The sequence below is a fragment of the Candidatus Jordarchaeum sp. genome, assembly GCF_052745115.1.
Genome location: NZ_JBRAKS010000112.1, coordinates 1 through 11,461, shown reverse-complemented (window position 1 = coordinate 11,461; position 11,461 = coordinate 1). Strand labels below are relative to the sequence as shown.

General features: G+C 40.7%; 13 protein-coding genes. 2 read left to right on the top strand and 11 right to left on the bottom strand.

The genetic code is table 11. The annotated features are described in order from the left end of the window. From ACUVXA_RS09655 to ACUVXA_RS09615, 9 genes are all read right to left on the bottom strand, one after another. The coding region (locus tag ACUVXA_RS09655; protein ID WP_445871048.1) for a nitroreductase family protein at positions 1–444 on the bottom strand (444 nt) is incomplete at its 3' end. An 80-nt stretch (positions 445–524) separates the two neighbouring features. Continuing rightward, positions 525–1,154 carry an NTP transferase domain-containing protein gene (locus ACUVXA_RS09650; protein WP_445871047.1) on the bottom strand — a complete coding sequence of 210 codons (630 nt, stop codon included), beginning with the start codon at positions 1,152–1,154 and terminating at the stop codon, positions 525–527. Then, on the bottom strand, positions 1,147–1,938 hold the full coding sequence (gene cobS, locus ACUVXA_RS09645; RefSeq protein ID WP_445871046.1) for an adenosylcobinamide-GDP ribazoletransferase: 792 nt from the start codon (positions 1,936–1,938) through the stop codon (positions 1,147–1,149). Before cobS ends, ACUVXA_RS09650 begins: the two co-directional genes overlap by 8 nt. 17 nt (positions 1,939–1,955) lie before the next feature. Further along, complete coding sequence (gene cbiS / locus ACUVXA_RS09640; protein WP_445871045.1) at positions 1,956–3,059, bottom strand: bifunctional adenosylcobinamide hydrolase/alpha-ribazole phosphatase CbiS; 1,104 nt, start codon at positions 3,057–3,059, stop codon at positions 1,956–1,958. Further along, positions 3,044–4,129: a cobalamin biosynthesis protein gene (locus ACUVXA_RS09635; RefSeq protein WP_445871044.1), complete on the bottom strand. Its 1,086-nt coding sequence runs from the start codon at positions 4,127–4,129 to the stop codon at positions 3,044–3,046. Before ACUVXA_RS09635 ends, cbiS begins: the two co-directional genes overlap by 16 nt. Positions 4,130–4,137: 8 nt before the next feature. Beyond that, positions 4,138–5,262 (bottom strand): pyridoxal phosphate-dependent aminotransferase, encoded by a 1,125-nt coding sequence (locus tag ACUVXA_RS09630; RefSeq protein ID WP_445871043.1) that lies wholly within the window; start codon positions 5,260–5,262, stop codon positions 4,138–4,140. Continuing rightward, positions 5,186–6,067 carry an ABC transporter ATP-binding protein gene (locus ACUVXA_RS09625; protein WP_445871042.1) on the bottom strand — a complete coding sequence of 294 codons (882 nt, stop codon included), beginning with the start codon at positions 6,065–6,067 and terminating at the stop codon, positions 5,186–5,188. The genes ACUVXA_RS09630 and ACUVXA_RS09625 overlap by 77 nt, the downstream gene beginning before the upstream one ends. Then, the gene (locus tag ACUVXA_RS09620; protein ID WP_445871041.1) at positions 6,057–7,163 is read right to left on the bottom strand and encodes a FecCD family ABC transporter permease; all 1,107 of its coding nucleotides are present in this window, start codon (positions 7,161–7,163) and stop codon (positions 6,057–6,059) included. The genes ACUVXA_RS09625 and ACUVXA_RS09620 overlap by 11 nt, the downstream gene beginning before the upstream one ends. A gap of 11 nt (positions 7,164–7,174) precedes the next feature. Further along, positions 7,175–8,248 carry an ABC transporter substrate-binding protein gene (locus ACUVXA_RS09615; protein WP_445871040.1) on the bottom strand — a complete coding sequence of 358 codons (1,074 nt, stop codon included), beginning with the start codon at positions 8,246–8,248 and terminating at the stop codon, positions 7,175–7,177. Between the two features lie 100 nt (positions 8,249–8,348). Between ACUVXA_RS09615 and cobT the strand changes: the two genes are divergently transcribed. Beyond that, a complete protein-coding gene (gene cobT, locus ACUVXA_RS09610; RefSeq protein ID WP_445871039.1) occupies positions 8,349–9,443 on the top strand; it encodes a nicotinate mononucleotide-dependent phosphoribosyltransferase CobT in 1,095 nt (364 codons plus the stop codon). A 31-nt stretch (positions 9,444–9,474) separates the two neighbouring features. Here cobT and ACUVXA_RS09605 read toward each other — a convergent pair whose 3' ends face one another. Both ACUVXA_RS09605 and ACUVXA_RS09600 read right to left on the bottom strand, forming a co-directional pair. Then, positions 9,475–10,353 (bottom strand): Mrp/NBP35 family ATP-binding protein, encoded by an 879-nt coding sequence (locus tag ACUVXA_RS09605; protein ID WP_445871038.1) that lies wholly within the window; start codon positions 10,351–10,353, stop codon positions 9,475–9,477. A gap of 93 nt (positions 10,354–10,446) precedes the next feature. Continuing rightward, positions 10,447–10,644, bottom strand: coding sequence for a hypothetical protein (locus ACUVXA_RS09600; RefSeq protein ID WP_445871037.1), 198 nt, complete (start codon positions 10,642–10,644; stop codon positions 10,447–10,449). A 261-nt stretch (positions 10,645–10,905) separates the two neighbouring features. On the opposite strand from ACUVXA_RS09600, the gene ACUVXA_RS09595 reads away from it, so the two are divergent. After that, entirely contained in the window at positions 10,906–11,433 is a 528-nt protein-coding gene (locus ACUVXA_RS09595; protein WP_445871036.1) for a galactose-1-phosphate uridylyltransferase, read from the top strand. The last annotated feature ends 28 nt before the right edge of the window (positions 11,434–11,461 follow it).

Sequence of the window (11,461 nt, the reverse complement as noted above, 5' to 3'; positions counted from 1 at the left end):
GGAACCGAACACCATCTGGAAGTGTCCTAGATGGGTAAGTTTCGGACAACGGTAAGCCATGGTGATGTCAAAAGCTGTGGTGTTGGCGCAGGGGATTATTACGGTGTCCGCGTCTTCGGGATAGCGGAAAAGTGTTCCATCGTATGCGCGTTCAATAACTCTTGGTCTTGATTTTTCTGGAATGTACCAGAGTCTATCCTCAACTATTTCGTATGGAAAATTGCCGAAAACCGTGGCACCGTGCTCCTGAGCCATGTCTGCGATGTATTCTTTCATTTCTTGGTCTCTGACTACAATCATTCTCCAGTACTGCATGTTTTCGGGGCTTGGTGCCCACCTAGCGGCGTCCAGAATTTTTTCGATTTTCCAGGGTTCCACCGGGGCATCTTTTTTAAACTCTCTGATGCTTCTTCTAGTGTAAAGCACTTCCCAAAAATCTGGCATATGGTCACCTCTAAAAACTTTTAATTTCGGGTTTTCAAGGAATGGATTTAATATGATTCATAAATCTTGTGGGTTAAAATTTATCTGATGTTTTTTAGGATTTTTTCTGCTGTTTCTAAGTCTTTCTTGGTGTTTATGTTAATCGCGAATTCTTTGAGGTTTATTTTGAAGTAGTCCTCTTCAAGAACGTTTCCAGTAATCAATTCATCCCCGTTAATAACATTGACTCCTGAGGGAACCATTTCTAAATCATCGATTCTCATTACGATTGTGGGCTCTAATCCCAGGCTTAATATTAATTGGAGAGGGACTACGGAAACCAGTGAGGGTTTACCTATCGTAAAAAACTCTTTTACTAGCAGGTCTAGGAGGTCCCCTCTGAGCAGGGGGGTATCAACTGGACAAACCAGAACTTCTGACAAATTACATTTTTTAACCGTGTATCTTAGATCCTCTATGTAGTCTATTCCGGATGTTTGAACTATTTGAAGAGAATAATCCTTAACTTTTCGGTTTAAATATTCTTTGGTGTTCTTTGTGTGTTGGCTTACTGTAACATATATTTTCCGAATGAGTGTTGCTTCCGCCATCGCTTTTAGTACGTAATCTATGAGAGGGCGGTCGTGTAATGGAATCATTGGTTTTTCGCCCAGTTTTTTAATTCTTAGACTCTTTCCCCCCGCCATTATGATTCCGTTTATTTTATGCATATAGTGTGATCACCACCACGATTAGTGCTAGTAGTATGAGTCTGGAAATCTCGTGGGAGGCTCCTAGAACATCACCTGTGACGCAGCCAAAACTTCTATTGGCTAACAGAGCAATAGAGGCCCCAGCAATAATTGATATGAGTGGCGAGATTAGAAGGAAAAGTTTTATTTCACAAGTAATACTCAGGTCGAGAAAATAAAAATAGGAAAAAATTATGATGATTAAGAATGTTAAGGATAACAGTGTTGATGCTAAAAGATTTTTCTTGTTCATTCCCTCTACGAATTGTTTACCTATCCCGGATTCGTATGGTTTTCCAAAGGTAGCACATGCCAATAATGAATTTTTACACAAAACCTCAATCGTAAAGACGAATAGGAAAACTTGCGTATAGGGTATTACACTGTAGAGTGACAGGGTTGTTATTGTTATTAAAAGTGTAAGTATTAGTCCGCCGGCTCCCACTCTGGTATCCTTCATGGCGCTCAGTTTCTTTTGCTTATCTCCAAATGCTGCGATTCCGTCTCCAAAATCGACCAGCCCGTCAACGTGAAAAAAGCCGTTCAGTAAGTATATAATTAGGAGCATGATTGCAGCCGAGGCAAAAGTCGGGAGTACAAACGCTAATCCAGCATAGATGACTCCCGCAAGAACTCCATAAAAAACGCCCACAATAATGGTTAAGGGTAAATATTTCACAACCTCTTCAGATAGTTGAGTGACCCTAATGGGAATTACTGTAAAAATAGCCATAAGTGATTTCAAGCCTCTAATTGCTCCCATTTTTTTAGCCCTCTTTTTTATAGTTTTGAGTAAATACTGGACATAACTCCTCCAACCAGCGAAGCTACGACATCGTCCAAAAATGGTCCAAGGGTAGCAATTATACCAGGCTTCTTCCTATCGTATCTGACATAGTTAAAAACACCTCTTGTTCCCGATAGGTACTCTGCTATAGCCATGCCAATTATCTCATCTGTCAAAATATGAACAGCGTCCTTCTTAAAATCATCAACACTCAGTCCGTAGATTCCACCACTTGAACCAAGATCTTCCAGAAACATTGCCGAGGAAACCAGCGAATTGATGTTAACATCATCAGCCAGCTTCATTAACTCCTCCACAAGACACTTCTTAATTTCCTCGGTCTCCTTTTCGGTATGCGGAATATGGAGCGCCATGGCGGTTTCCAACAAATCATCTAGACTTACCCCCCGCTCACCCAGTTTATCCATAAAGCTTCTCGGTTTTACCTCTTCTGCTTTTGTTAATGATTCTACGATTGCCTCCCTAACCGCCCGGGATAAAAGTAGCCCCACTTCTGTGGCTGTTCCAGCGTATTTTAGCTTCTCTCCTTTTTCGGGACAAGCGATAACCACACTATCTGTGGATGTCCCTGCGGCGTGGAAACCCAGATTTCTGAGAGCTATACTTTTTGCTTCTGTTACGGTAATTACTGCATTTACCAATGCTCCATCAGTTAACGGCTTATTAATAAGGGTGATGATATTTATAGTCCCAAGACCGATTATCTCGCCTCTCGGTCTGAAAGGATTTTCTCCGGCTACGAGGGCGTTTGCGGTTCCCGCGGTAACAACTACGGTAACCTGTAAATCCTCAAAAGTTTGTTTGGAAACGGTTAGTACCTTTCTTATTTCTGCCGCGGTCATTAATCCTACAGTGTTTTTTCCCGTTTTTAATTCATTTATTAAATCTCTGAGTTCGTCCTCCGGTCGCTCAGAATGGTAGTCTTTGTGAACCTGAAGAATCAAAACCTTGTCCACATTTAGAATGCCACACCCTAAAGGAGCGGAACTTACTGCTCTGCAATTTTCAGGTAAACTCACAATTGCGCAGTCACCCATATCTGACTTCAGGAATTCTACTTCTATATTAGACAACATAAACTCCATCCCAGACAGTTTACTATTAATTTTATTAGCAAGTTTTCCACCAATTCCTGCACAATAATTACCACGATTATGGCTATTGGAGAAATAAACAGTGAGAATAATAGACAGGACGCTTTCATTATTTTGATTGATTTATATGTTTCCTCCAATTTGGGAAAGGGATACTCTTCGCCCAGTGTGTAGTGACCTATTTTTTCAAGACGGGTATTGAGAGCTCCAGCCATTGCCGCCATTGGCCATCCACTGTTGGGGCTTTCCGTTTTTTTGTGGTCTCTTAAAGCGATCCTGATACAACTCCTCCAGTCTGCTCCTAGTAGCTTGGAGGCTAAAGAAATGAAAGGAACAGTTATTCTCGCGGAAACCCAGTTTGCTAAATCATCAAGTCTCGCTGAGAACCACCCCACATTTTTATGTTTTTCACTCTTGTATCCCACCATGGAGTCCAAGGTGTTCACAACCCGGTAAAAAATTGCTCCGGGGACCCCGAAAAAGGCGAAGAAAAGTAGGGAAGAAAAAAATCCGTCCAAAATGTTTTCAGAAACACTCTCCACGGTTGCGGATAAGATGAGTGGCTCATCCAAGTTGCTTACATCACGGCCAACGATGCGGGAAACCTGTTTCCTAGCGCCAGTCAGATTTCCTTTCATAAGCTCACCAGTAATAGGTTTCACGTGGCGTTCCATGTCTTTTAAGGCAAAAGTGGATTTGAGTAGAAATGCGGAAACTAACATCCAAGCAATTTTGCCCAGAAAGTACTTAACAAGAGACAATACCAGAATGGTGGAAAATACAAAGAGTGAGATGATAAAAAATGCGAGAAGAACGCCTGAAAATTTTTCTCTAAAAGGATTTCCTCGCTGGATTCTTTGGTCTATCCAGTAAATTATATTCCCCATCCATCTAGTTGGGTGAAGTCTTCTAGGCACCTCTCCAATGGTGAAGTCCATAGCTAAAGCTATCACTATAATTCCGATATAAAAAACAATATCGATGAGTTCCATATGAGCCTTAACCTCTTTAGTTTTCGAATCACTTTCCACCCATTTTTTCAGTGGTCTCAAGTTCACTTTTATTGCTGGACGACTTCCTCTGAAATGATTTTAAATGCTTTTAGTAAATTATTGTTCAGGTCTCTATTTTTTACGGCTATTCGAATGTAGTTCGAGAATTCTTCACCAAACGAGCTGCAATCCCTGATAAGGAATCCTTGATCTAACATAATTTTTTTGAAATCAGTGCTGTTGAGCTCCAAATTCTTAATTTTAATCAGCATAAAGTTGGCATCCGGCTTGAAAGGTTTATAGCCATTAATCCGAGAAACTTGTGTGTACAAGTATTTTTTTTCAAGTTCAATAAATTCAACAGTTCTTTCTAAGTAAGAATTACAGTTTCTTACCAGCTCAGTTGCTATGAACTGGTTCAGCACTCCAACATTCCAAGATAAACGCGCCTTATCCATATACTTTACCAATTCTTTGCCACCCACCCCGTATCCCACCCTAATGCCGGGTATGCTAAAAATCTTGGTAAAAGAACGGGAAACAAAAAGATTATCATGACTTTCCACTTCAGGAACACAGGAACCGTTCCTACCCTCTCTCAAAAAATCGACAAAAGCCTCATCCACAAAAACCAAAACCTTTCTAGCTTCACACTCCTCCACAACTTCCAAAATCTTACTCTTGCTTTCAAACCTACTGGTAGGATTATTAGGATTACAAAGAAAAATAGCCTTTGTACTCTTATCAATTGAATCAAAGAGTGATTCAACGTTTAGTGAGAATTCTTCATCCTCCATTAAAGAAATTTTATTGATAACTCCCCCCATAAATTGACAGTAAAACGCATACTCCCCGTAAGTAGGGAAGGGAATAATTATATGATCATTTTGTTTTACGAAGGTTTCGGCAAAAGCCTTTATTAATTCAGTTGAGCCACAACCCACAATTAATTGTTCTCTCGGAAGGTCATGGTAATCGGATAAGGCTAATTTTAGATTGGTGCAGGTGTCATCAGGATAACGAACAATACTATCTATGTTTCTCTGAATTATGTTGATGATTTCTTTAGGGGGACCGAGAGGATTTAAATTGCAACTAAAGTCAACAAGAGCCACATCATACTTCCACACGTCCGCCCCGTGCTTTGGCCTTGTTAAATCCAATAGTTCTCGCCTTACGATTTTCTCTATCAAACATACCACCATTATTGGAAGTTGACAAAGGAATTATGGTTAAGCCTGCCCTTGGAATGTTTTTAACAATTGCTTTTACTCCGTAGACATCCTCAATAAGCCTTTGTGTAACTACGTCTTGGGGCCTACCACAGGCCACCAATTTACCTTTGTTAAGCACTATAAGCTTATCACAGTACTTGACCGCAAGATTAAGTTGATGCATGGCCGCAAGAATCGTTACCCCCCCATCGGCTAAACGCCTTAGCATTTCCATGACTTCCAACTGGTATCCCAAATCCAGATAAGCTACAGGTTCATCTATCAGAAGTATTTTAGCTTCCTGAGCCAACGCCTTAGCAATCAGAACTCTCTGTTTTTCTCCACTGCTCAACTCCCCAAGTTTTCTATCCGCAAAATCTAAAATATTCAGCCTTTCCATAGCATCTAAAGCAATCTGCTCATCATGCTCATTCTCCCACCAGAAACCCTCAAAATAAGGATGACGACCCAAAAGCACGGTATCCATAATAGAGATATTCATATCCGCAGGAAATTCTGAAGGTACAACCGCATAGATCCTGGCACCCTCTAAAGGCGATAAATCTTTCAAGTTATGCCCATTCAGATGGATACTGCCTTCTTGAGGAACGCGTAATTTGCATAAACAGTTAAGGAGCGTGGTTTTACCAGAACCATTCGGACCTACAAGCCCTACAAATTCTCCTCTGTTAATCTCAAAAGTCAAACCATCAAGAGCCTTAACTGAGTCAAAACTATAAACCAAATCTTCAACTCTAATAATTACCTCAGGACTACATAGCATACCTTTTACCTCTCCTAATAAGTAGATAAGCGAAAAAGGGTACACCAATAAATGAAGTGATTATCCCTATGGGAAGCTCTGCAGGTCTCATAAAAACCCTGGCCACAATATCCGCAACGAGCAGAAGATTCGCACCAAAAATCGTTGATAAGGGAAGCAAAAGCCTATGATCACTACCGAGAGCTAACCGGATCATGTGAGGAACCACCAGTCCCACAAATCCTATAATTCCCGTGAAAGCAACGCAAAAACTAGCAAGAAGCGCAGCAACTATCAACATAATCCTTTTAAACCATTTGACCCGCAACCCTAACTGAGCCGCCTGCTCGTCGCCTAAAAGAAGAACATTAAATTCTCTAGCATAGAATAAAGATACCAGAACAATTACTACCACCACTGGCAAAAGAATCCACACAACATCCCAAGTAACATACGCTATACTTCCAAAAAGCCAGAAAAGAGCACCATGAATCTCCTTGGTAGAAGTAACAATGAAAAATGTTGTTAACGAAGAAAAAGCTATACCAACAATTACTCCCCCCAAAACAAAACTCGTGGGAGTTTCACCCGCACTCCTATATATAATGAAAGTTATTCCAAAGGCCCCAAGCCCTCCCACAAAGGCGGCCAAGGGAAGAGAAACAGTTTCAAAAAACCCAGTGAAAATAGAAGTAAGTAAAATAAGCACCGCCCCAAAAGCCGCCCCAGATGACACACCACTAATATACGGATCCACAAGAGGGTTTCTAACAAGCGCCTGCATAATGGCTCCAGAAACAGCAAGACCCGCACCTATAAGAATAGCAGTAAAAGTCCTAGGAATCCTCGAATAATAAATTATAATATCCAAACTCCAATCAATATAGCTGGGCAACACAACACCATAATTTTGAAGGGGCCTCCCAAAAATCCAAAGCCTGTTAAGAGACGCTAAAACATCGCCTAAGGTAGACTCCTCCGCCCCAAAAATAAAAGACGCAAGTATCAGCACCGCCAGTATCGCCAACCCCACAACAACTGATACAGTAAGCAGAAAAATTTTGCGCCTCACCAAATTCGGAGCGCCAAAAAAAAGAGAGGGAGAAGTTTTAACCAAATTACTGTACCTCACTCCAATATAAATGAATCCAAGTACCCTTTATAATTTCCTGTATCCAATTTATATGGAGGTCCAGAGAAGGTCGCATTGAATAAAAGTGGAAACAGTATGTTGGCTAGAAGTTCAACTCCCTCTGCAACTCTTGGCCCAGGCCGTGAGAACAAGTTCTCTGCCTGCCCCTGAACAAAGTATATTTCATCATTTATTGCAGCAGGTGTATTACCAAGATTAGAATCTTTAATTTTAGAGCGTGTTGTACTTGGATCCAAGTATGCGTAGTGATCTATAATGATTATTTTGTCTGGATTTTTCGCCGCCGCAGCAGCTAACGTTACCACGGGCCATGATTGGGGATTATCGTAGAAGACATTCAGGCCACCTGCTTTCTGAACTATTTCACTGAGAAACGTGCTATTTCCACAAGTGTACACTTGGTTTTGAGCAAAGTTTATCCATACACACACGAGTACATTGAGTACTGGTTGACCTGACACATTTCCTTGTATTGTGCTTATTTTTGTTTCCATTTTATCGACGAGAGCTTGAGCCTCAGAAGTTCTTCCGAATATATTAGCAACCAGAAAAATACTTGTTTCTATTTGAGATATAGTATTACCTTGCAGTACTTTGTATGGAATGCATGCTAGTACCCCTTGACTTATCATAAGAGTCAAAAGAGTAGAATACATTGCTCGCTGGTTTGATTGACCCTCATCTAGAAGGACTGTCGATGGGATTAGAGATAGTACAATTTCCAAACTTGGATTCCACCAATCTAATCTATTATCAACTTGCCTTAAGGCTACTCTTTGCACTAATGCGGGTGGATAATCGCTTTGAACTGTACAGCCAACTATGTAGTCCCCTAGACCTAAACCGTAAAGTATTTCATCTATATTCGGTGCGCCTGATACTATTCTAGATTGCCCTGTTTGGAAAGAAAACACGTTAAGCAAGTATTTTTGCTGGCTAGACTGTTCCATGTTCATTAATACATAAGAAGATAAACCAGTTGTTGAAACTGCTACTATTACTATTAGTATCACTGCTAGCTTTCTTTTACTTCCCAGAATACTTCTCATGCTTTCACCACCTTTCGAAAGTTTTTTAAATATCTTTGTAGGATAAGTTATCCTACAGAGGATAAATTAACCTATATAAATGTTTTGAAGGTTTTGTAAAATGAGAAAATATGAAGATATTTTAATAGCTCACCGCGAGAGAAAGGCAAGAAACTTTCTAGACAAGATAGAAAACCAAAAACCAGTATTTGTTTGTACTATCGGAAATACTGAGACTGCTAAAATACCGGAAATCTCAGCAGCAGGAAAGTACCCAGAAATTACCGATTACACGCCTGCAGCGGACGTTGAGCTTCTATTTTATGGAGAATGTAGGTGCATAGAAGGAGTTCCTGTTACGCCTGATGGGATTCCAACTCCGGCCCTGATAACCCGATCAGCGCTAAACTTAGCAGACATACCGTTCTTTGCAGTTAGTGGCGGATTGAGAGTTAAGCCCCATGCGCCTTTCATCGATCTCGAAGGCGAGCCGGGAGAGGATATTAGAACGGGTAAAGCGGTTAAGAATGCAGAGGAGGTTACCAAAAGGGCGGAGATAGTTGGAAGAAACTTTTCCAAGATTGCGGATTATCTTGTAGTGGGTGAGAGTATTCCTGGAGGAACGACCACCGCGTTGGGAGTTCTTCTTGCTATGGGGGTTGATGCTAAATTGAAGGTGAGTAGTAGTATGCCTGTAAATCCCCATAGTCTTAAGATAAGTGTTGCAGAGGAGGGATTAAAGGCAGCGGGGGTAAGATTAGGTGATCTTAGAAACGATCCAATTAATGCAGTTGCTTCTGTGGGTGACCCGATGATTGCTGCGTTCTCGGGACTTGTTATTGGAGCAGCATCCAAGATTCCTGTTCTGATGGCGGGTGGCACTCAGATGACCGCTATTTTATCTGTTGTTAAAGCATTAAAAGCGGAAGTTCTGGAAAATGTGGCTATAGGCACAACGAGATGGATAGTTGAAGACGTGAGCTCAGATATTAAGGGCATTGTTTCCCAAATAAGCGATGTTCCCATACTTGCCGCTAATCTCAATTTTTCAAGTTCCAAAATTGAAGGATTAAAGGCGTATGAGAGAGGAGTTGTTAAGGAGGGTGTTGGCGCTGGAGGAATCTCGATAGCAATCTTCCTAAAAACCAGAGGTAAAATTACTAGTGAGACACTTCTGAAAGAAATAGAGGAGAACTACAAAAAATTGATGAAATAAGCCCAATTTTTTAATTTTATTTTAATTATCTTTAATTTTGTTTGTTTCCGCTTTCAATGGTTTTTTGGATTTTTTGCACGATTTCCTCAAATATTTTGGTGGCTTGTGTTTCGGGATTTTTTACTATGAAGGGGGTTCCCTGATCCGAGTCTACGGTTATTTCGGGATCTATGGGAATTTGTCCCAGTAGGGGTAGATTCATTTCTTTGCTGATTTTTTTGCCTCCTCCGGAGCCTAGGATTTCGTATCTTTCGCCGCAGTTTGGGCAGACGAAGCCGCTCATGTTTTCTATTATTCCTATTACGGGTATCTTCATTTTTTGTGCCATGGAGACTGCTTTTCTGACCACGTATTGTGAGAGGTCTGAGGGGGCGGTGATTATTATTGCTCCGTCCATTTCGGGCATGAGTTGCATTATGTTTAGGGGTTCGTCTCCGGTGCCCGGTGGCAGGTCTATGAGGAGGTAGTCTAGTTGTCCCCAGTCTACTTCTGATAGGAGTTGTCTTATGGCTTTCATTTTTAGTGGTCCCCGCCAGATGAGTGGTTTTTCACTTTCGGTTACTAAGAGGTCCATGGAGATCACTTTCACGCCTTGCGGGGTGGTTACGGGCTGGATTCCGGTTTCGGTGGCTTTGGGTTTTTTTCCTTGTATTCCTAGTATTTTGGGTATGGAGGGTCCGTGTATGTCTGAGTCTAGGATTCCTACTTTTTTGCCTTTTTTTGCTAGGGCTGTTGCTAGGTTGGCGGTTACGGTGCTTTTTCCTACTCCACCTTTTCCGCTCATGATCATGATTTGGTGTTTTACCTTGGTCATTTTTTCTTGGACTTTCTTTTTTTGAGCTATTTTTTCTATCATGGGTTTGATTTTTTGCTCGATCACTTCTTCGGCTGAATTTTCTTTGTTAGTCAAGTTGGTTCACTCTCAATGAGGAGATGGTTTTCTTTTTTATTAGTACCACAGAATATTTTAAAAATTTAAATGTTATTTCAAAAAAAGTTGTTATTATAGCAAGTTGTTTAGTGCTTGTAGAAATTCAGTCCACCATGGTTTTTGTGTCAAAAAAGCCGCTACTACAATTAGTATACTAATTACAACTAGGGGGATGAGTATTTTGGGTTTCTGTGGCTCCAGTTTTGCAGCGTGCAATCCATAAAAAACGAATACGACTACTGCTAAGAATACTAGCAATAACAATCCCATGGAAATTCAACCTTTATTGTTTGTTCTTTTCAAAATATGGTATTTAGTGATATAGCTTTTTTGGTCGAAAATGACGGTTATTAAGTATTCATGGCTCATAGAAATAACGGTTTATTAAATATGCAAAGTTATATTAGAGGTTAATCTCTAATCTTTTTTACATCCAATCCGGTTTAAAAAGGTCATTGTACCGCTTTTATTATATGTTTGATATCTTTTTGTTTAATGATCGTATTAACAATTCTGAGGAGTGTTTGTGGGTTGTCTGAGATTCGAAGGGATTATCTTGTGGATAGATGGGTTATAGTTGCGACCGAGAGGCGGAAGCGTCCTTCTGACTTTAAGGTTGATAGGGGGCAGAGAGATGAGGCGGAGAAGTGTCCCTTCTGTCCGGGAAATGAGCACATGACTCCGCCAGCCACCCTGCTATATGTTACTAAAAATGGAGAAGTTATAACTGATAGGGATAGAGATGATTTGAGACGTAAGGAATGGATATTGCGGGTGATTAGGAATTTGTATCCCGCCCTTAGTCCCTCAGACAAGTTTGAAGAGTTTAATGAAGGGTTAAGAGTTTGGAGAAATGGGGCTGGTGACCACGAGGTTATTATTGAAACCCCAGAGCATGATACGCATATTCAGGTTTCGGATGAAAAGCAGGTTAATCTAGTTTTCAGGGCTTATTTAGACCGATTCAACGCTTTAAAAGAATCGCCCTTTGTTAAGTATATTTCAGTTCTCCGTAACTATGGAAAGGCGGCGGGGGTTCACAACAGTAGAAAGATTTAATGATAAATAATACCATTCTTGGACTTTA